23 protein-coding genes are annotated in these 18,739 nt (G+C 44.2%); 10 read left to right on the forward strand and 13 right to left on the reverse strand.

The window, feature by feature from the left end:
- Positions 1–227 precede the first annotated feature (227 nt).
- The 3 genes from F6K53_RS23600 to F6K53_RS23610 form a co-directional block, all read right to left on the reverse strand.
- Positions 228–863 carry a precorrin-8X methylmutase gene (locus tag F6K53_RS23600; protein ID WP_293022890.1) on the reverse strand — a complete coding sequence of 212 codons (636 nt, stop codon included), beginning with the start codon at positions 861–863 and terminating at the stop codon, positions 228–230.
- A gap of 126 nt (positions 864–989) precedes the next feature.
- Positions 990–1,148: a hypothetical protein gene (locus F6K53_RS23605; RefSeq protein ID WP_293082410.1), complete on the reverse strand. Its 159-nt coding sequence runs from the start codon at positions 1,146–1,148 to the stop codon at positions 990–992.
- A gap of 246 nt (positions 1,149–1,394) precedes the next feature.
- Positions 1,395–1,535 (reverse strand): hypothetical protein, encoded by a 141-nt coding sequence (locus tag F6K53_RS23610; protein WP_293022896.1) that lies wholly within the window; start codon positions 1,533–1,535, stop codon positions 1,395–1,397.
- 120 nt (positions 1,536–1,655) lie between these two features.
- Here F6K53_RS23610 and bchB point away from each other — a divergent pair, with 120 nt between their 5' ends.
- The 3 genes from bchB (at position 1,656) to bchL (ending at position 5,085) form a co-directional block, all read left to right on the forward strand.
- On the forward strand, positions 1,656–3,182 hold the full coding sequence (bchB, locus tag F6K53_RS23615) for a ferredoxin:protochlorophyllide reductase (ATP-dependent) subunit B (RefSeq protein ID WP_293071473.1): 1,527 nt from the start codon (positions 1,656–1,658) through the stop codon (positions 3,180–3,182).
- A gap of 88 nt (positions 3,183–3,270) precedes the next feature.
- Positions 3,271–3,528 (forward strand): hypothetical protein, encoded by a 258-nt coding sequence (locus tag F6K53_RS23620; RefSeq protein ID WP_293071474.1) that lies wholly within the window; start codon positions 3,271–3,273, stop codon positions 3,526–3,528.
- A 693-nt stretch (positions 3,529–4,221) separates the two neighbouring features.
- Complete coding sequence (bchL, locus tag F6K53_RS23625) at positions 4,222–5,085, forward strand: ferredoxin:protochlorophyllide reductase (ATP-dependent) iron-sulfur ATP-binding protein (protein WP_070391049.1); 864 nt, start codon at positions 4,222–4,224, stop codon at positions 5,083–5,085.
- On the opposite strand, the gene F6K53_RS23630 is transcribed toward bchL, so the two are convergent.
- Complete coding sequence (locus F6K53_RS23630) at positions 5,065–5,325, reverse strand: hypothetical protein (RefSeq protein WP_293071475.1); 261 nt, start codon at positions 5,323–5,325, stop codon at positions 5,065–5,067. The two genes, bchL and F6K53_RS23630, sit on opposite strands and share 21 nt — an antisense overlap.
- 307 nt (positions 5,326–5,632) lie before the next feature.
- Between F6K53_RS23630 and F6K53_RS23635 the strand changes: the two genes are divergently transcribed.
- Complete coding sequence (locus F6K53_RS23635; RefSeq protein ID WP_293047588.1) at positions 5,633–7,036, forward strand: ferredoxin:protochlorophyllide reductase (ATP-dependent) subunit N; 1,404 nt, start codon at positions 5,633–5,635, stop codon at positions 7,034–7,036.
- 202 nt (positions 7,037–7,238) lie between these two features.
- Here the strand turns inward: F6K53_RS23635 and F6K53_RS23640 are convergent, their stop codons facing one another.
- The 3 genes from F6K53_RS23640 to F6K53_RS23645 all read right to left on the reverse strand — a co-directional run bounded on the left by F6K53_RS23640 (position 7,239) and on the right by F6K53_RS23645 (position 7,966).
- Complete coding sequence (locus F6K53_RS23640; RefSeq protein ID WP_293071476.1) at positions 7,239–7,415, reverse strand: hypothetical protein; 177 nt, start codon at positions 7,413–7,415, stop codon at positions 7,239–7,241.
- 127 nt (positions 7,416–7,542) lie between these two features.
- The gene (locus tag F6K53_RS46000) at positions 7,543–7,716 is read right to left on the reverse strand and encodes a type II toxin-antitoxin system RelE/ParE family toxin (protein ID WP_364304195.1); all 174 of its coding nucleotides are present in this window, start codon (positions 7,714–7,716) and stop codon (positions 7,543–7,545) included.
- Positions 7,717–7,810: 94 nt separating this feature from the next.
- Positions 7,811–7,966, reverse strand: coding sequence for a hypothetical protein (locus tag F6K53_RS23645; protein WP_293082413.1), 156 nt, complete (start codon positions 7,964–7,966; stop codon positions 7,811–7,813).
- 87 nt (positions 7,967–8,053) lie between these two features.
- Here F6K53_RS23645 and F6K53_RS23650 point away from each other — a divergent pair, with 87 nt between their 5' ends.
- On the forward strand, positions 8,054–9,361 hold the full coding sequence (locus F6K53_RS23650) for a transposase (protein ID WP_293071487.1): 1,308 nt from the start codon (positions 8,054–8,056) through the stop codon (positions 9,359–9,361).
- The gene (locus F6K53_RS23655; RefSeq protein WP_293071478.1) at positions 9,322–9,573 is read left to right on the forward strand and encodes a hypothetical protein; all 252 of its coding nucleotides are present in this window, start codon (positions 9,322–9,324) and stop codon (positions 9,571–9,573) included. Before F6K53_RS23650 ends, F6K53_RS23655 begins: the two co-directional genes overlap by 40 nt.
- Positions 9,574–9,667: 94 nt before the next feature.
- On the opposite strand, the gene F6K53_RS23660 is transcribed toward F6K53_RS23655, so the two are convergent.
- On the reverse strand, positions 9,668–9,844 hold the full coding sequence (locus F6K53_RS23660; protein ID WP_293082416.1) for a hypothetical protein: 177 nt from the start codon (positions 9,842–9,844) through the stop codon (positions 9,668–9,670).
- A 745-nt stretch (positions 9,845–10,589) separates the two neighbouring features.
- Between F6K53_RS23660 and F6K53_RS23665 the strand changes: the two genes are divergently transcribed.
- The 3 genes from F6K53_RS23665 (at position 10,590) to F6K53_RS23675 (ending at position 12,887) form a co-directional block, all read left to right on the forward strand.
- A complete protein-coding gene (locus F6K53_RS23665; protein ID WP_293082418.1) occupies positions 10,590–11,744 on the forward strand; it encodes a calcium-binding protein in 1,155 nt (384 codons plus the stop codon).
- Positions 11,745–11,885: 141 nt separating this feature from the next.
- On the forward strand, positions 11,886–12,155 hold the full coding sequence (locus tag F6K53_RS23670; protein WP_293022915.1) for a hypothetical protein: 270 nt from the start codon (positions 11,886–11,888) through the stop codon (positions 12,153–12,155).
- 159 nt (positions 12,156–12,314) lie between these two features.
- Positions 12,315–12,887 (forward strand): Uma2 family endonuclease, encoded by a 573-nt coding sequence (locus F6K53_RS23675; protein WP_293071481.1) that lies wholly within the window; start codon positions 12,315–12,317, stop codon positions 12,885–12,887.
- On the opposite strand, the gene F6K53_RS23680 is transcribed toward F6K53_RS23675, so the two are convergent.
- Positions 12,869–13,024, reverse strand: coding sequence for a hypothetical protein (locus F6K53_RS23680; RefSeq protein ID WP_293071482.1), 156 nt, complete (start codon positions 13,022–13,024; stop codon positions 12,869–12,871). The two genes, F6K53_RS23675 and F6K53_RS23680, sit on opposite strands and share 19 nt — an antisense overlap.
- A 450-nt stretch (positions 13,025–13,474) precedes the next feature.
- Between F6K53_RS23680 and F6K53_RS23685 the strand changes: the two genes are divergently transcribed.
- Entirely contained in the window at positions 13,475–13,702 is a 228-nt protein-coding gene (locus tag F6K53_RS23685) for a hypothetical protein (protein WP_293045649.1), read from the forward strand.
- Positions 13,703–14,216: 514 nt separating this feature from the next.
- Here the strand turns inward: F6K53_RS23685 and F6K53_RS23690 are convergent.
- From F6K53_RS23690 to F6K53_RS23705, 4 genes are all read right to left on the reverse strand, one after another.
- On the reverse strand, positions 14,217–14,402 hold the full coding sequence (locus F6K53_RS23690; protein WP_293030181.1) for a hypothetical protein: 186 nt from the start codon (positions 14,400–14,402) through the stop codon (positions 14,217–14,219).
- Between the two features lie 13 nt (positions 14,403–14,415).
- Positions 14,416–15,573, reverse strand: a complete 1,158-nt coding sequence (locus F6K53_RS23695; RefSeq protein ID WP_293071483.1) for a GTPase — start codon at positions 15,571–15,573, stop codon at positions 14,416–14,418.
- Positions 15,573–15,743, reverse strand: coding sequence for a hypothetical protein (locus F6K53_RS23700; RefSeq protein WP_293082420.1), 171 nt, complete (start codon positions 15,741–15,743; stop codon positions 15,573–15,575). Before F6K53_RS23700 ends, F6K53_RS23695 begins: the two co-directional genes overlap by 1 nt.
- Before the next feature lie 249 nt (positions 15,744–15,992).
- Positions 15,993–18,692: a PhnD/SsuA/transferrin family substrate-binding protein gene (locus tag F6K53_RS23705; protein ID WP_293082423.1), complete on the reverse strand. Its 2,700-nt coding sequence runs from the start codon at positions 18,690–18,692 to the stop codon at positions 15,993–15,995.
- Between the last annotated feature and the right edge of the window lie 47 nt (positions 18,693–18,739).

An 18,739-nucleotide genomic window follows, 5' to 3' on the forward strand; every position in this document is an offset into this window, starting at 1 on the left:
GTCAAGGAAAAGAAGTAGCAATGATAAGTGAGTTCTTTTGGAATTGGTTGCGCCGTGTACTTGGAGACTTGTTCGCACGGTGCTTTGGGGACGAAGCGGGAGCAATCCCGCTGACTTACCCGATTTACCCTTAATAAAAATCTCCCTATCTCCCCATCTCCCCACCTCCCCATCTCCCCACACCTCCCACCCTTTCCTTAATTATGGGTATTCAACCAGACTTGATATTAGGCGTGTGACAAGTCAATATCATCTTGGCCGTAGGCTTGCCAAGCCAAGTCTACTAAGCCATCAACAATAGCAGCCGCCACTACCGCAGAACCCTTACGACCATCAATCCGAATGTGGGGAATCAAAGAATCCGTCAACCGAGATTTAGCCACATCCACCTCTACAAATCCCGCAGGTACCCCAATCACCAAGGCTGGTCGAATTTCCTCTGCTTCAATCAACTCCACCAATACTGTCAAAGCTGTCTGAGCTTGACCAATCACAAAAATTCCTTCTGGATAGCGTCTAGCTAAGGTTTGCATCCCCCAGGCTGCCTTAGTCTTTTGTTTTTGGGGACGAGTGAGGGTTTCCATGCTGCAATACACTGGATTAGCAAAGGTATGTTGAATGTGGGGAGTGATCCCTACTTGTACCATTGGCACATCCACTACAATTGTGCTACGAGCAGCTAGAGCTGCTGCTCCTGCTTGTAATGCCCGCTCAGAAAAATGAATCAGAGACTTATACTCAAAGTCGGCTGTGGCATAAATCACCCGCCGCACAATCTCGTATTCTGCTGGTGAAAAGACATGCTCGCCTATTTCACGGTCAATAATTGCCAGACTTTGGGCATCAGTTATATGCCATTCCATGAGGACTCTTCAGACAAACTGGTTGTGATTATTTTGACATTATTATGCTTGCTCTAGTGGTTTTCATATTAGGGAATAGGGAATAGGGAATAGGGAATAGGGAATAGGGAATAGGCAAGAGGCAAGCTAGCAATAGGCAATAGGCAAGCTAGCAATAGGCAAGCTAGCAACAGGCAAGAGGCAAGAGGCAATAGGCAAGCTAGCAACAGGCAATAGGCAAGCTAGCAACAGGCAACAGGGAAAACTGATCTGACTCCCCATCTCCCCATCTCCCCATCTCCCCATCTCCCCATCTCCCACACTCCCCATCTCCCCATCTCCCCCACACTCCCCACACCTCCCACACTCCCGACTCCCTACTCCCTACTCCCTACTCCCTACTCCCTACTCCCTACTCCCTGTAACTAAAAATTAAGAATAATTGCAATTTGATTCAGATTCTCTTATATCCCTAATCGATATGTTTAGCTTGGCAAGAGGATTTGGCGAATTAGATACCAGGGAAAGAACACTTATCCCTAAGGATAGTCATTACCTCGGACTTCTGAGAAAATCTAAATCACGAGAGGTCTTAAGGCTGTTCGCGTAGCGTGGCCAAAGGCCAAGGCTGTTCGCGTAGCGTGGCCAAAGGCCAAGGCTGAAACTCTCTTGGTTGCTGAGTAACAAATCCATAAAATTGTTACCTTTTTGATGATTGATGATTGATTTTTGATGCTTAATGCTTAATTTTTGATGATTGATGCTTGATGTTTGATACTTGATACTTGATATTTTAACAAGGGAGAATAGGATATGAAATTGGCTTACTGGATGTATGCAGGTCCTGCCCACATTGGCACACTGCGCGTTGCGAGTTCTTTTAAGAATGTCCATGCTATTATGCATGCCCCCCTAGGGGATGACTATTTCAACGTGATGCGCTCAATGCTAGAGCGAGAGCGGGATTACACTCCGGTAACTGCTAGTATTGTTGACCGGAACGTGCTAGCACGGGGTTCTCAGGAAAAAGTAGTGGACAACATCACCCGCAAGGATCAGGAGGTAAACCCTGATCTGATTGTGCTAACTCCCACCTGCACCTCCAGTATCCTACAAGAAGACCTGGAGAACTTCGTAAACCGGGCTCAGATGGATGCTAAGGCTGATGTGATGTTGGCAGATGTGAACCACTACCGGGTCAATGAATTACAAGCGGCTGACCGCACCCTAGATCAAATTGTTCAGTTCTACCTCAACAAAGCCCGCAAGAAGGGTGAGCTCCCAGAGGGCAAAACCGCAAAACCCTCGGTGAACATCATTGGTATTTCTACCCTTGGCTTCCACAATCAACACGATTGTACTGAACTGAAGCGGTTGATGGCTGATTTGGGCATTGAAGTTAACGAAGTCCTCCCAGAGGGAGCGTCTGTCCACAACCTGAAAAATCTACCTCGGGCTTGGTTTAACCTGTTGCCTTATCGGGAAATTGGCTTGATGAGTGCCCGTTACCTGGAAGAACAATTCGGGATGCCCTATGTCGATATTGCTCCTCTGGGTGTGGTGGAAACTGCTCGTTGTATCCGTAAGATTCAGGAAATCCTCAATGGTCAAGGTGCTAATGTCGATTACGAGGAGTACATCGACAACCAAACCCTGTACGTTTCTCAAGCTGCCTGGTTCTCTCGCTCGATCGACTGCCAGAACTTGACGGGTAAGAAGGCTGTGGTTTTCGGAGATAATACCCACGCTGCCGCTATGACCAAGATTCTGGCACGGGAAATGGGTATTCATGTGGTGCTGGCTGGTACCTACTGTAAGTATGATGCAGATTGGTTCAAGGAGCAGGTGAGCGAATACTGTGATGAGATCCTGATCAGTGATGATAATGGTGCGATTGGGGATGCGATCGCACGAATTGAACCTGCTGCGATTTTCGGTACCCAAATGGAACGGCACGTTGGTAAGCGCTTGAATATTCCTTGTGGTGTGATTGCTGCTCCCATTCATATCCAAAACTTCCCCATCGGTTATCGTCCCTTCATGGGTTACGAAGGTACTAACCAAATTGCTGATTTGGTCTACAATTCCTTCACCTTGGGTATGGAAGACCACTTGTTGGAAATCTTTGGTGGTCATGATACCAAGGAAGTTATTACCAAGGGGATCTCTGCTGATTCTGACCTGAACTGGAGTAAGGACGCTAAAGCAGAACTGAATAAGGTGCCTGGTTTTGTTCGCGGTAAAGTAAAGCGCAATACTGAGAAGTTTGCTCGTGAGCGTGGCTTTAGTGAAATCACTCTTGAAGTGATGTATGCCGCTAAGGAAGCTGTAGGGGCTTGAGCTTAATACAGATTTAATCTGAATCAGGGGAGGTGGGGAGATAGGGAGATAGGGAGATGGGGAGATGGGGAGATAGGGAGATGGGGAGATGGGGAGATGGGGAGATGGGGAGATGGGGAGATGGGGAGATGGGGAGATTGGGAATCAGATCAGTTTTTCCGATTCCCGATTCCCGATTCCCGATTCCCGACTCCCAATTCCCAATTCCCGATTCCCGATTCCCGATTCCCGATTCCCGATTCCCGACTCCCGATTCTTTGTACCTTTTTCAAAGTCTGTGACTCTATCGACGAAGATTGCTGTGATTGCTCCGAAAAAATTTAATTATTATTTACAAAAAATCTGAATAGCTAGACCCGCCTATGGCTTCTGGTGGGTATGGATGATTTTGCCCAGCCATGGTCTATGGTGAGCAACGTTAACGGGTGGATCTCATTAAAGCTGTTTGAGCCGCTGGTGCGTTACGGGACGGGCTGTCCCAACAAGGCGTGAAGAGGCAGAAAATGAGGGCGAGCCCGTCCCTAACGCACCCTACGCAACATTTACAACAGTAGTACCCCCGCTTCATTCACCCTGGTGATTTAATAGTTTTGTTTATTGTAATAGTTTTTAATAAAGTTATTTATAAAAATAGTTATTTAAATATTAAATTTAATAAATAAGATTTAAATTGCTTGAGATAATTGCTTAAACTCAAAAAAATCGATTTAAGCTAATTTAAAGGCTAGATCGATCAAAAAAACCCTGTATTTTCTAGTGCAGTTGGTGAATAATGCAATAAGCGCCGAAGCGATGCAGAGGTGCGACCCGTGGCGAATTTAATTCGCCAACGGAAAGCGCACCTAAGCGGTCTTGGGGGTTTCCCCCATGAGCGACTGCATCAAGACAAGCCAAGCAATCTATCGCTGGCTTTAGGGTCCCTCGCTTAACTAGTGCCTGAGATAAATCAAGCAAGCATAATTTTGGCAATTATGCTTTCGGCTGGCTTAGGGGCAAAGACAAAAGAAGAATTTTTATCTGAAACAGGAGATAACTAAAGGTGAAACTTTCAGTTTATGGAAAAGGTGGTATCGGTAAGTCCACAACTAGCTGTAATATCTCAGTTGCCCTAGCTAAGCGGGGTCGCAAGGTGCTGCAAATTGGCTGTGACCCGAAGCATGACAGCACATTCACTCTGACTGGTTTTCTGATCCCTACCATTATTGATACCCTTCAGGAAAAGGATTACCACTACGAAGATGTCTGGCCTGAAGATGTGATTTACAAAGGTTATGGTGGTGTTCATTGCGTAGAAGCTGGTGGTCCCCCGGCTGGTGCTGGTTGCGGTGGCTATGTAGTTGGTGAAACGGTTAAGCTGCTCAAGGAACTGAATGCTTTTGATGAGTACGATGTGATTCTGTTTGACGTTCTGGGTGATGTCGTCTGTGGTGGTTTTGCTGCTCCCCTCAACTATTCCAACTATTGCATGATTGTGACGGATAACGGTTTCGATGCGTTGTTCGCTGCTAACCGGATTGCTGCTTCTGTTCGTGAAAAAGCTCGCACTCACCCGCTGCGTCTGGCTGGTCTGATTGGCAACCGCACCTCTAAGCGCGACTTAATCGATAAGTATGTGGAAGCTGTGCCCATGCCAGTGCTGGAAATTTTGCCACTAATTGAGGACATTCGTGTCTCTCGGGTTAAGGGCAAAACGATTTTTGAAATGGCAGAAACTGACCCTAGCCTGGAACCGGTTTGCCAATACTATCTCAACATTGCTGACCAAATTCTGGCACAGCCTGAGGGGGTTGTACCTCAAGATGCACCAGACCGGGAGTTGTTCTCTTTGCTGTCTGACTTCTACCTAAATCCTCAAACCCCAGCAGTGACTGAGGAAGAAGAATTAGACCTGATGATGGTGTAAGCAAAGGTTGAAAGAAAGGTTGAAGGTTAGGAGGTTGAAGGTTGAAGGTTGAAAGAAAGGTTGAAAGTTATTTGGTTGAAGGTTAGGAAGTTGAAGGTTAGGAGGTTGAAGGTTGAAGGTTGAAAGAAAGGTTGAAGGTTGGAAGTTAGCAGGCGTAGGGTGCGTTAGGGACGGGCTCGCCCTCATTTTATCGGTAGCCAGTGTTGAGACAGTCCGTCCCGTAACGCACCACCGGGTCAAACAGCTTTAATGAGATCCACCCGGTTGAAAGCAGGCGTAGGGTGCGTTAGGGACGGGCTCGCCCTCATTTTATCGGTAGCCAGTGTTGAGACAGTCCGTCCCGTAACGCACCACCGGGTCAAACAGCTTTAATGAGATGCACCCGGTTGAAAGTTATAAGAGTCAACAGCAAACCTTAAACCTTAAACCTTAAACCTTAAACCTTAAACCTTAAACCTTAAACCTTAAACCTTAAACCTTCAACCTTTAAACCTTCAACCTTAAACCCTGAAAACTTTAGAGAGAAACCAGGAGAGGAGAATTTTAAATGACTGTTGCTCAAACCCCTCAAGCCCTAGATTTTGAGTGCGAAACTGGGAATTACCATACCTTTTGCCCAATTAGCTGCGTGGCATGGCTTTACCAAAAGATTGAAGATAGCTTCTTTTTGGTGATTGGTACTAAGACTTGTGGCTATTTCCTCCAAAATGCGATGGGGGTGATGATTTTTGCTGAGCCACGCTATGCCATGGCGGAGTTGGAAGAAGGGGATATTTCGGCTAAGCTCAATGATTACGAGGAACTGAAGCGGTTGTGTTTGCAGATTAAACGCGATCGCAATCCTAGTGTGATTGTCTGGATTGGTACCTGCACTACCGAAATTATCAAGATGGATTTGGAAGGCTTGGCTCCCAAGCTGGAATCTGAGATTGGGATTCCGATTGTGGTGGCTCGTGCTAATGGCTTAGACTATGCTTTCACCCAGGGTGAAGATACTGTGTTGGCGGCTATGGCTCACAAGTGTCCGAAGGAAGCACCCCAGGTGGAAGAGGAGAAACAAGAACGGAATGCGATCGCAAAACTCCTCAACTTTGGACGCCAGAAAGAAGAGGTGGCTGCGGAAGAGTCTGACTATGCGGATCATCCACCCCTAGTGTTGTTTGGCTCCCTACCTGACCCGGTTGTGACTAACCTCACCCTAGAGTTGAAGAAGCAGGGGATTAAGGTGTCTGGTTGGTTGCCTGCTAAGCGTTACACGGAATTGCCAGTAATTGAAGAAGGTTACTATGTTGCTGGGGTGAATCCCTTCCTCAGCCGCACCGCTACTACTCTGATGCGCCGCCGCAAGTGTAAATTAATTGGCGCACCTTTCCCCATTGGTCCGGATGGCACTCGGGCTTGGATAGAGAAAATGTGTTCTGTGTTTGGTATTGAACCAAAAGGCTTGGCAGAACGGGAAGCTAAAATTTGGGAAAGCTTGGAAGATTATATCCAGCTGTTGCGTGGTAAGTCTGTATTTTTCATGGGGGATAACTTGCTGGAAGTTTCCTTAGCTCGTTTCCTCGTTCGTTGCGGGATGACTTGCCATGAAATCGGTATCCCTTACATGGATAAGCGTTATCAGAAGGCTGAGTTAGCTCTGTTAGAACAGACTTGCCACGAAATGGGTGTAGCAACTCCCAAGATTATCGAGAAGCCAGACAATTATAACCAGATTCAGCGGATTTATGAGTTGGAGCCTGATTTGGTAATTACCGGTATGGCTCATGCTAATCCTTTGGAAGCACGGGGGATTAATACTAAGTGGTCCGTTGAGTTTACCTTTGCTCAAATGCACGGCTTTACTAATGCCCGAGACATTCTAGAGTTGGCAACTCGTCCGTTACGTCGTAATAACAGTCTCAAGGATTTGGGTTGGGATAAGTTAGTCAAAGAAGAGGCTAAGGTATAGCGATTGTTAAGGGAGTAGGGAGTAGGGAGTAGGGAGTAGGGAGTAGGGAAGAGGGTTTTTTTAAGGTTAAAAATACCTTTTGATTCGCTTTAATTCCTCCTATCTCCCTATCTTCCTATTTCCCTATCTCCCCACCAATCAAATTTTAGTAGTACCCCAGAAACAACCCTGCCCTAAGGAAGGGCAGATAGCGTGGGCAAGCTTACACTTCACTATCAACTAATTGAAGCTGTAACCGCTTACCGAGTGCATTAGCTGCCCGTTCAATTGTGCTCAGGGTTACAGAGGTGTTGTTTGGATCTAAAAGACTATCTAAAGCTGCACGACTGGTTTTCATGACCTGGGTCATTTCAGTTTTAGTCAGTCCTTTTTCAAGCATCCCCTGTTCGATTTGCCAAGCTAAAACTCGTTTGAGAGCTACGGCTTCAACTTCAGCAAGGATGTTATCTTATTCTAAAAGTTCATCTAAGGAAGAACCAATATAAGGATTATTATTCATTGTTCGTTTATAAGTTGCGTTTTCGTGCGTTAGCTAAAGCTAATTCTTGTTTGGGCGTTTTTTCGGTTTTTTTGATGAATCCATGTAACAAAACCATTTGATTGTTATGAATGCAGAAAAGAACGCGGGCAGTGCGGCCATTAGGTAAGTTAGTACGGACTTCAAATAAACAAAATAACATCAAGCGAGAGTTAGCCACTTAATTCCCATACGTGGATTGCGTTCGCGTAGCGTGGCCTACGGCCAGCGTGCCGGGATTTATCCCGGTGATCGTGTTATGGTAATTTCTTTGTCCTGCCTAGTCTCTCCAAGAATTCAGAAAGACTCAATCCCGAAGCCGCTGCCATTTCCTTTAATCCATCCCAAGCCTCTCTTGTTGCTGTTACACTATACGACTTCTTTCGTTCACCATGAAGACTTGGTCTTCCCATTTTCTTTATAGTTTTCTCTGGCATTTACTTGATCCATTACTTATTGGGGTATACAATTAAGATAACACAGCATGCATGTCGATAAAAATGTACGGTTGCCAGCAGCATATAATAACTACAAGTCCCGAGAATAGAGCGGTTATAGAATTTATTTGTTCGGAAGCTAATAAGCTAACTAACTGTGGTATATATTATTGCCGTCAAATATTGTTTAAAGCAGGAAAGTATCTGAATAATGCTGAGCTAGACAAGATACTTAAGACCAATATCCATTTCAAGGCTATGAGGTCTGCTTGTGCGCAACAAACACTGCACGGAGTTATTGAATCTTTTAAATCCTACAAAGCTTTAAGTAAGTTGTACGAAAAAGGCCAGCTACCTGATCAGCCTAGAGTCCCAAAGTACCGTAAAAAGGGAGGTATGGCCGTAGTCAGCTATCCTGCTCGGTGGGTAAAACAGGTATTGGGTCAGCTGAAGTTCCCTTTGGGTAAACAGGTCAAAGCCTGGTTCGAGATTGACCATTTCCTTCTTCCGATGCCATCTAATCTTGACTACAAATCAATAAGAGAGTTTCGATTTGTTCCCAGGAATGGCTGTTTTTATTTGGAATTCGTTTATAAACAACCAGACATTGAACCAATAGCATCGACCAATGACGTTTTAGGAATTGATCCAGGACTCAATAACTGGTTGACTTGTGTTTCAACCACTGGGAAGTCATTCATTATTGATGGCAGAAAGGTAAAATCCCAAAACCAGTGGTACAACAAGCAGGTAGGAAAAATAAAGAAAGGCAAAACTCAAGGTTACTGGGATGAGCGCCTGGCTTTCTTGGCTGAGAAGCGCAATAGGCAAATGCGTGACAATATCAACAAAGTCGCCAGGTTTATTGTCAATTGGTGCATAAGACATAAAGTTAGCACCGTTGTTTTTGGTTGGAATCGACGAAATAAAGACAGTATTAATATTGGGAATAAAACTAATCAAGAGTTTGTTCAGATTCCCACAGCTAAGCTAAAAAATCGGATTGAACAACTATGTATTAAACACGGCATTAAATTCGTTGAGACTGAGGAGAGCTACACCAGTAAAGCTAGTTTTCTAGATGATGATTTTCTACCTACGTTCGGCGAGAAACCTGAAGGGTGGAAGGCTTCCGGAAAGCGAGTAAGGCGTGGTTTGTATCGGTCAGGTAATAACGAATTAATCAACGCAGATTGTAACGGGGCTTGTAACATCCTTAGGAAAGTAGCGACACAGCTAGGGTTTCCCCTAGCCGAGGTCGGTAGAGCAGTCTTGAACCTGCCACAACGATACCGATTAGATTCACTGTCTAGATCCTATCGTGAAGCGTCATGCAGCGCGGTTTTAACCCGCGAAATGACATCAGCTTAGAATCCACGTTTTTCAAAGCGTGGAGAGTTCAAAATCTAGATCAGCTGCAAAACTGGTGGCAGCAACTGGTAGACCAGCAGGAGCAAAGTCAGGTTCTGCCGAATGCGATTGACCAAAGGTCACGCTACGCGATGAAGCGTTCGCGAAGCGTGGCCAAAGGCCTCAGCTTCCGCCAAAGGCGATCGCTAGTTCCTCTGACCGGGTTAATCTAGGCGCAGTTATTAACACAAACAGTAAAAATTGTCAAGTAAAGCATCCGATCAGCGGTCAACAGCACCAGATAGACTCTTTTAATAGAATCAGTAATTAGTCTCGGGGGGAGACAAGCGCACCCCCCATCTCCCCATCTCCCCATCTCCCCATCTCCCCATCTCCCCATCTCCCCATCTCCCCATCTCCCCATCTCCCCATCTCCCCATCTCCCCATCTCCCCATCTCCCCATCTCCCCATCTCCCCACCTCCCCATCTCCCCATCTCCCCACCCTCCCTCTAATTATGGGTATTAAACCTGACTTGATATTACTAACACAAGCTATAAAAAGCTTTTTAAGCATCCAATAAAAGCTTTTTATAAATACTTTAACTGCAGTAAATTAATTCAACAAAATCTTTAACTAATCGATACGTATAATTACGCTAACTTGATAATAAATAGCGAATTTTCGCTTAGTTTTAAGCTATAAATGGAAGTAGTCAGCCGACAGCTAACGCCGCGCATCTACCATTGCCAGCTATCAGCCATGGCATGAGCTGAATGCTTACCTATAAATAGGGATTTTTTTCCGGTTAATTATCTTATATGAAGGGGAAAAAACATTCATTATAATGATATTCCGGATTTTTTTAGGCACCAATCAATATCTGTGCTCACTGTTGAATACAACAATTACAACGTAAGCTAATGGGCTACGCGCAGGCTACGCCAACAGCTATCAGCGACCACTGACTACTGACGGCTGAATGCTTACATTACAACACTAGTATCAGAACAATGATTGTGCCTTTAATTTCCCAAATTTAACTGCAAATTTGGCGTTGCTTATTCTGGGTATGGTTTTGCCCCCCTAGCCCCCCAATTTTGGGGGGAAAAATACTTTCTTGCGTCCCCCAAAGTTGGGGGATTTAGGGGGCTTGACCAAAACCAGATGATCGCGCATTCATTCCTTGATTCAGCAACGCCGCAAATTTAGGCAGCATCAATAGTCAATTATTGGAGTAAATAAAAAAATGGCAATTATTTTAGGAACTCTCAACGAAGATAATTTAGAAGGTCTCCCTGAAAACGACATCATTCAAGCTTTAGATGGAAACGATATTGTTCGAGGACGGGAAGGGAATGATATTATCCAGGGAAATCTAGGTAATGATGTAATTTATGGAGATCAGGGTGATGATGTAATCCAAGGAAATGAAGGGAATGATCAACTCTTTGGTGGAGAAGGTGACGATGTAATTCAAGGTGGCGCTGGGAATGATCGAATTTGGGGTGATAGTGGTAATGATGTCCTCCAAGGCGGTGCAGGAAATGATACTTTCCGAGACAGTGGCGGTTCCAACCACTTCGACGGTGGAGAAGGTCGTGATACCGTTAACTTTCAAAATCTAATCAACTCTGGTATTAAGCTGAATCTGGCTGAAGGCACTGGTAGTTACACCGATGAGCAAGATCAGGAAGTAGAACAAACTTTAATTAGTATTGAAAGAGCCGTAGGTACTAATTTTAATGACGAACTGATCGGTAACGAAGCTCACAACAATTTCTTCGGTTTAGACGGTGATGACAAATATGTCGGTGGTGCAGGAAATGATACTTTCCAAGACAGTGGCGGTTCCAACCACTTCGACGGTGGAGAAGGTCGTGATACCGTTAACTTTCAAAATCTAATCAACTCTGGTATTAAGCTGAATCTGGCTGAAGGCACTGGTAGTTACACCGATGAGCAAAATCAGGAAGTAGCACAAACTTTAATTAGTATTGAAAAAGCAGTAGGTACTAATTTTAATGACGAACTTATCGGTAACGAAGCTCACAACAATTTCTTCGGTTTAGACGGTGATGACACCATAACTGGCGGTGCTGGAAATGACGTAATCAACACTGGTGACGGAAACAATACTATTGATTCTGGTTCCGGTCTAGACACCATCCAGCTTGGGAATGGTAACAACACCATTGCCCTTGAAGAAGGTGAAGGACATGACAAAGTGATAAATTTCCAACAGGGGTTAACTCGCTTTGGGGTTAGTGATGCTAGCACCCTTACCTTTGAGCAGTCTAATGGCAGTGTGAATATCATAGCTGCTGATGGTGACCTTCTCGCCAATGTAGAGGGAGTTGAGGTTAGTACCTTTACTGATAATCTCTCCAGTATATTTTTCTAATATAGCACTACGCATTAAGATTAGGACATTCCTAAACTCCGAAACTTAGTCATAGCTTACTTCTGACTTCTGACTTCTGACTTCTGACTTGCGCGTAGCGCTATACCCCTCGCTTCCGGTGTTGCTTAAGAATCGAATGATTTGAAGAGTTTTCTGGAACGGGCATCTGGCTGTGGAGTGGGCATCCGGGCATCTGGCTGTGGAACGGGCATCTTGCCTGTTTCATTTCCAGGCGGGCAGGATGCCCACTCCACTTATATTGATTCTCTGCCTCTCATTCTCTGTTCCCTATTCCCTATTCCCTGTTCCCGACTTCTGAAAGAAGTCAATTCACCAATTTTCGTCATTCCCATCAAAATTAGACTCGTACTCCTGCTCCCTTTGTTTTTTGTTCTTTGTTCTTTGTTCTAGCTCCATTTGTTAATATAATTACTTTCTAAAGTATGCCCCGAGGATAACATTATAGTTATAGCTTCCCTAGCTCGTAATCTAACTCTGACAGTATGGGAATAGGGAGTCGGGAGTCAGGAGTCGGGAGTATAATTAGTATAAAGCTAACAGAGAATAATCATGAATCAGGCAATACATGAGAGAGTATACTGGACTATTCATGACCTAGAATTGCTACCAGAAAATGAAGGAACACGCTACGAAATCATTGATGGAGAATTATTTGTCACTAGAGCGCCTCATACTAAACATCAGCAAACCTGTGGCAAAATTTTTCGACAGCTAGATGCTTGGTCTGAAGCAAGTGGTTTAGGAGAAGCTATTCCTAGTCCCGGTGTCCTGTTTTCCGAATCCGATAATGTTATTCCCGATGTCGTTTGGGTTACTCAAGAAACCTATACATTAACCTTAGACGAATCTGGACATCTAACTGGTGCCCCAGAATTAGCAGTCGAAGTTTTATCTGCTAGTCAACAAGACCAAAGACGAGACCGAGAAGCTAAACTAAAACTTTACTCTTCCCGAGGCGTAAAAGAATATTGGATTGCTGATTACACCTCTCGCAAGCTCGAAGTTTATCGCCGAGAAAACAGTCAGCTCAAATTAGTAGCAACCCTTTTCAGCCAAGATACCCTAACCTCTCCTATCCTACCTAGTTTTACTTGTACTGTCCATCAGCTTTTTCCGAAATAAAAGGGAATAGGAAATAGGGAGTAGGGAGTAGGGAGTAGGGAGTAGGGAAGAGTGTGGGGAGGGTGGGAAGTGTGGGAAGTGTGGGGAGATGGGGAGATGGGGAGATAGGGGAGATTTTTATTAAGGGTAATTGTCATAACATGATCTAACAGTTGCGTAGGGTGTGTTAGGGGCGGGCTCATTTTCCGCCTCTTCGCGCCTTTTTGGGACAGCCCGCCCCGTAACGCACCACCGGGTCAAACAGCTTTTAGGAGATGCACCCAAAGGGAAAAAATTATCACAATTCATTTAAGTTTGCTAAACATTTCCATTATATCTTTTCTCAGAGTAATTAGGTACACAGGATTTTTTCCCTCTTGCCTCTTGCCTCTTGCCTCTTGCCTCTTGCCTTTCAGCAATTTAGGTATCCCAATTTAAATGCTGAAAAGCTTTTGCGATCGCTAAAAAAATGCGTTCGCGTAGCGGCTCTTTCAGAGCATCGCATTTTTTTACATTACCCCTCAAAAAAAAACTTCTAAAAACCCTTGACAATATAAAATATAATCATTATTATTATATATGTAAATAAAAAACAAAAGGTTCACCTTATGCCATCAGAATTTCCAACAAATTCAGAGAACAATCCAGACGATTATTCCAACAAAAAAATCCGTGTTCAGCACATTTTGAAAGGCTCCCGCAAGGCAATAACTAATACCATGCATACCCTCTATGCACTGGGCTACACCGAAATATCCGAGTGGAGTCCTCTGCAGCCGACGGATGTTCCGGGAGAATTCATAACAATTAGCACCAAGTACTTCAGACTCCGTTAACACGTTAAATTGCTGGGGGGTTTTCCCCCGGCAAAACCATCCGGTTGAGTCGTGTAAGATCACTCACGTTTGGATAGGTTGGAAAACTGAATGACATAAGGTAAATTCCTAGCCGTGGATAGTATTTCTGCGGCTATTTTTTTTGAAGGTTAGCAGGTTATTAGTTTAAAGGTTGAAGGTTAGTTAGTTGAAGGTTATGATGTTGAAGAATAGTAAAAAAGTTGCGTAGGGTGCGTTAGGGACTGGCTTGCCCTGATTTTAACGGTCGCCAGTGTTGGGAGAGCCAGTCCCGTAACGCACCACCGGGTCAAACAGCTTTTAGGAGATGCACCCACAGGGAATAGGGAAAAAATCTGTGTAGCTAATTAATAGGATAACCGCTATAGTTACTAGCAATTAGGCAAAAACTATAATAAACTCCCCATCTCCCCATCTCCCCATCCTCATAAGGGTAGGTTTTTTACAAAGGGGCGAGTAGGTACTTTGATTACGTATAAATTCCTCAAAATATGTATCAAAATACACAATATTTTCCGGGATAATTCTCCCCATTTCCCGCTCTTCCCCTCCTGGGAGGGGTTAGGGGTGGGTTCCGATTCCCGACTCCCGATTCCCGACTCCCGATTCCCGACTCCCGACCCAAATGTAAAAAACCTACCCCTGTGAGATCTCCACACTCCCCATCTCCCCATCTCCCCATCTCCCCATCTCTCCTAATCTGAAGGGGGCAATTCCCGATCGCTCAAGCTTTTTTTACCTGTTCCCGCATAATATTTATATTGTTCAATGATAATTTTCGCCAGCTCAGAAAGGGGTATTTCCTTACCATCAACCTGAGCTTTAACATAAATCTTGAGTGCTTTAATATAAGATAGACCAAGAGCCAGGGTTAGTGCTGCTGCCGTTGAGCCTGATATTGCTCCACCAAGCACGGTGCCTGCACCAGGAATCATTTTGAGTAAATTCGCGACAATTACTTTACCCACTGCAGTCATTCCTCCTGTACCCCCAAGAGCAGATATCACCATGCCCAGAAAAGCTCTTTCAACCGTTAATCCAAAAATGCTAGTGATGTTAGCAATCATTACCGTTTGCATAGTTACCAAGATTGGCGCATCAGAAAACGGAATTGGTGAGGCACCAACCAATGCTGAACCAGTAACGTAACCCGTAACATATTTAAACGCTTCACCTGCTTTTAGTTCAATATTTCTAATCTGTTCTCTCAGAAATGCTTTGCGCTGGGCTTCCGGCAGTAAATTTGCCGTCACTTCTACTAAACGCTCTAAACCATGGGCTGTCACCGTATAATCATCATCGATTGGTTTTGATTGTGCTAGCACTGGAATAATCTGACTAACCGGTAGATTCTTACCCTCTAGGAAAGCAATAAACTCACTACGTTTTTTCGTTAAGGTTTGAGTCAGCACTAAGATAACGGGTACATCTTTTTGTTGCAGGCTCTTTAGCCATTCTTCCTCAATCGGATCCAATCGAGCTGTTTCATGATTAAGGCAATACCACACCACATGAATATGTTCTTTTGCCTCTAGTTTCCTTTGATCATCAATTAGTTTCGAGATATCTCCCCTTACTCGTTCAATCTGTTGAGCTTTAAGTTCTAGCCCTGGTGTATCGTACACTGTAATCGGGCAACCTGTTTTCGTATAACGACGAATGGTTTGAGTAACAGGATAGCCCACTCCAGTTTCTGCCAGACGAGAGCGAAAAATTGTGTTTACTAAAGTACTTTTTCCTACACCGGTTTTACCAATTACTAAAACATTACATTGCTCAACTTTGCTCTGGGCATCTTCATAGGCTTCGCTCATTTTGCCTAACAGTTCATCAAACGAAATGTGCTCTGACATTAGTAGTTTTCTCCTTTAGCAATTACCCAGAAGTATTGAATCCAGCCATAAAATTTTACCAAAATCCCTGATTTTTGTCTATAGCAAAGGGAGTAGGGAGTAGGGAGTAGGGAGTAGGGAGTAGGGAGTAGGGAGTAGGGAGTAGGAAATACGGCATCAAAAATTATCACAATTCCTACACAGATTACTATATCGTTATTGTCACCAGAGCAGGAATATAGCGTTTCTCATATCTATGAGGTGCGCTTGACCCATTAAGAATTAAATTCGCCACGGGTCGCACCTGAGGTACACAATATTTTTTCCCTCTTGCCTCTTGCCTTCCCCTCCTGGGAGGGGTTAGGGGTGGGTTCCTGCTCCGAAGTCCCTATTCCCTATTCCCTATTCCCTATTCCCTATTCCCCCAATTATAATGATACTTAATCGACATAATGTTCGATAAAGTTCCTAAGTTCCTTCACATTAAATTCCTTAGCAAATTGAAATATCACCTTAGCAAATGGGACAAATTTAGCATCTAATTCTTCCAGCTTTTTTGCTTCTTTTCTGATTTCAAACACATTACCTTTCTTAGCAAACTCATAAAGTTGGAGCAGCACATCGGATGGGGGAGGCACAATGGCATCTAGGTTGATTTCTTCAGCTCCAGCATCTATTATAGTTTCTGGTTTTGGTATGAAGTCTTCATACACCCATTCCAGTTGCAAATGCTGTTTTAATTTTTCCAGTAATTCTGCTACGTCCACTGGTTTAGGAATAAAATCATCGCAGCCTGCAGTCCAACTCTCTTGCTTGTCTAACTCATAAACACTGGCAGATGAAGCAATAATCAACAGATCTTTAAATTTATCTGATGAGCGCAGACGTCGCATCATTTCCAAGCCATCCATCACCGGCATCACCAAGTCAGTAATAATTAGATCAGGGTTACATTCTGTGGCTTTTTCCAAACCCTCAACGCCATTACTGGCCTCCAACAGCTCAAATCCTAGAGGTTGTAACACATTCACAATTACAGAGCGATTCTCCCATTTGTCATCTACTACTAGGATTTTTTGTGGTTTACCCTGATACCCTATAATGGTTTTGGTAGAGGCTTGCTTAGTCTCAATCACAGCTGTGGTAATGGGTAACTCTAAATCGATAGAGAAAATGCTACCTTGGGCATAAGTACTCTCAACATTGATACAACTTCCCATCAACTTGATAATTGTTTGGCTAATCGCTAATCCCAGTCCAGTACCTTGAGCACGATTATAAACATCCCCCACCTGTTCAAAGGGCAAAAATATTTTTTCCAGTTGTTCTGGGGTCATCCCAATCCCAGTATCTTTAATGATAAATCGAACTATGACTAGGGGGGATTGGGGAGTAGAAAGTGCTTGGTGGTTACTGATAAGTTCTACCTTAAAGGTGACTCCGCCATGGTCAGTAAACTTAATGGCATTGCCCAAAAGATTAAGCAGAACTTGTCGCAATCGTTTGCCATCAGCCAGGATACCGTCTGGCAGATGGGATGAGGGTTGATAAATAAAAGCAATCTGCTTTTGCTGGGCTTTGACGCGGCACATTTCTACAACTTCTTTCAAAAAGGACGGCAAATGAATTTCTGTCGGAAACAGTTCCATTTTCCGAGCTTCGATTTTGGATAAGTCTAAAATGTCATTAATCAGATGGAGCAGATAGTTGCCACACTGATAAATAAGATTGATCTGGTCTTTTTGTTTAGCAGTTATCTGTGGATCCCGTTGCAGAATTTGGGCATAACCCAAAATGCCATTGAGGGGAGTACGCAATTCATGACTCATATTAGCCAGGAATTCACTTTTGGCGTTATTAGCCTGATCAGCCGCTTCTTTAGCTGCTTTGAACTCAGCTGTACGTTCCTCAACCCGGATTTCCAGTAAAGCATTGGTTTTTCGCAGTTCTGCTTCAATTCGCCTACGCCCAGCTAGATAAACTAGACCATAGCTAAATCCAAAGCAGGAAACACCAGCAAATAACAGCCAATAGCGGTAGTGATGGATAACTTGACCCAGAGTCACTTTTCCCCAATCTTCGTAGGGACGAACCCGCAGATTGCGTAAGGTTTCGTGACAAGGTTGGTAGTTGGCCGGGATGGTCCAGCCGTGATAAAGACCAGCTTTGGCCGCTGGGTGCTCAGAAGGCATGGTAATTAATGCGATCGCAACCTCTTCCGCTAACTCCATTGGGGTATGGGGTAGTGTGGAAAAGGGCCATTCTGGATAAAGTTTAGTACTCAGAGCAAAAGGGAAAGTGTCCTGATATTGAGTTTGCTGATTCAGGATCACAAAGTCATCTAGATTAATTTTGCCCTCCTGTGCCATACGTTCCAGGGTATCAGTGCGGACAGTGCCAGCATCGACAATACCATCACGAACAGCGTAGACCACTGCGTCATGGCTACCACCAAAGTGGAGCCCTGGAAAGTCACGGTAGGGGTTAACTCCAGCTTCTAACAGAGTTTCCCATGCCATTTGCCAGCCCCCAAAGGCAATTTCACTGACGGCTATAAAGGTTTTACCCCGTAAATCCTTTAAATCCTGGATATCATTGCGGTCAGCATGACGCAGGATAACCGCTCCAAATTGGGTGTAAGACTTGCCTAGGCGTAGATTTTTTAGGGTGGCAATTCGTCTTGCCCCATAAATCCATTCCAACTCTACATACATTCCAGGGTTAGGCAACACAAAGTCCACCTCCTGGTTAGCTATTATTTCTTCGAGGGTATCAAACTCTAGTGGTACAAGTTGGAAAACATAGCCGGAAATCGTGTCACTGAGATAGTCTAGGGTCGGTTGCCATTTTGCCTTAGTATGGTCAACACCCCGAATTGCCATCACTCCCACCTTAACAATCTTTACCTGTGAATTCATTCTTTGTCCTGTTCCATCTACAGGTTCCTGAGCAAGAGTAATCCCTGGGGCAGTCGATGCTATTGCTGATGCTATGACTGATAATCCTATGCCTATAATCAGGCTAGATTTAATTAAGAAATAAAGACGAATCATAGTATAGTACTTTTCAATTATGTGAGATACAAAGTTTTCGGTTTTAGGGAGTCGGGAGTCGGGAGTCGGGAGTCGGTGTAAGAACATTTAATGTCCCTCATAACTATGAGAAACACTATATATCTTTTCCGGTT

The sequence above is a fragment of the Moorena sp. SIO4A1 genome (assembly GCF_010672065.1).
In the GTDB taxonomy this organism is placed as follows: Bacteria; Cyanobacteriota; Cyanobacteriia; order Cyanobacteriales; family Coleofasciculaceae; genus Moorena.

What these genes read in the sequence shown, in the direction of transcription:
- F6K53_RS23650 (WP_293071487.1), top strand. Translation starts at nt 8,054, where the DNA reads ATGTACGGTTGCCAGCAGCATATAATAACTACAAGTCCCGAGAATAGA.
- F6K53_RS23680 (WP_293071482.1), bottom strand. Translation starts at nt 13,024, where the DNA reads ATGACAATTACCCTTAATAAAAATCTCCCCTATCTCCCCATCTCCCCA.
- F6K53_RS23675 (WP_293071481.1), top strand. Translation starts at nt 12,315, where the DNA reads ATGAATCAGGCAATACATGAGAGAGTATACTGGACTATTCATGACCTA.
- F6K53_RS23640 (WP_293071476.1), bottom strand. Translation starts at nt 7,415, where the DNA reads ATGCTTGAAAAAGGACTGACTAAAACTGAAATGACCCAGGTCATGAAA.
- F6K53_RS23600 (WP_293022890.1), bottom strand. Translation starts at nt 863, where the DNA reads ATGGAATGGCATATAACTGATGCCCAAAGTCTGGCAATTATTGACCGT.
- bchB (WP_293071473.1), top strand. Translation starts at nt 1,656, where the DNA reads ATGAAATTGGCTTACTGGATGTATGCAGGTCCTGCCCACATTGGCACA.
- F6K53_RS23655 (WP_293071478.1), top strand. Translation starts at nt 9,322, where the DNA reads ATGCAGCGCGGTTTTAACCCGCGAAATGACATCAGCTTAGAATCCACG.
- F6K53_RS23695 (WP_293071483.1), bottom strand. Translation starts at nt 15,573, where the DNA reads ATGTCAGAGCACATTTCGTTTGATGAACTGTTAGGCAAAATGAGCGAA.
- F6K53_RS23645 (WP_293082413.1), bottom strand. Translation starts at nt 7,966, where the DNA reads ATGGGAAGACCAAGTCTTCATGGTGAACGAAAGAAGTCGTATAGTGTA.
- F6K53_RS23685 (WP_293045649.1), top strand. Translation starts at nt 13,475, where the DNA reads ATGCCATCAGAATTTCCAACAAATTCAGAGAACAATCCAGACGATTAT.
- F6K53_RS46000 (WP_364304195.1), bottom strand. Translation starts at nt 7,716, where the DNA reads ATGTTATTTTGTTTATTTGAAGTCCGTACTAACTTACCTAATGGCCGC.
- F6K53_RS23610 (WP_293022896.1), bottom strand. Translation starts at nt 1,535, where the DNA reads ATGGATTTGTTACTCAGCAACCAAGAGAGTTTCAGCCTTGGCCTTTGG.
- F6K53_RS23635 (WP_293047588.1), top strand. Translation starts at nt 5,633, where the DNA reads ATGACTGTTGCTCAAACCCCTCAAGCCCTAGATTTTGAGTGCGAAACT.
- F6K53_RS23665 (WP_293082418.1), top strand. Translation starts at nt 10,590, where the DNA reads ATGGCAATTATTTTAGGAACTCTCAACGAAGATAATTTAGAAGGTCTC.
- F6K53_RS23620 (WP_293071474.1), top strand. Translation starts at nt 3,271, where the DNA reads ATGGGGAGATGGGGAGATGGGGAGATGGGGAGATGGGGAGATGGGGAG.
- F6K53_RS23690 (WP_293030181.1), bottom strand. Translation starts at nt 14,402, where the DNA reads ATGGGGAGATGGGGAGATGGGGAGTGTGGAGATCTCACAGGGGTAGGT.
- F6K53_RS23605 (WP_293082410.1), bottom strand. Translation starts at nt 1,148, where the DNA reads ATGGGGAGATGGGGAGATGGGGAGATGGGGAGTCAGATCAGTTTTCCC.
- F6K53_RS23705 (WP_293082423.1), bottom strand. Translation starts at nt 18,692, where the DNA reads ATGTTCTTACACCGACTCCCGACTCCCGACTCCCGACTCCCTAAAACC.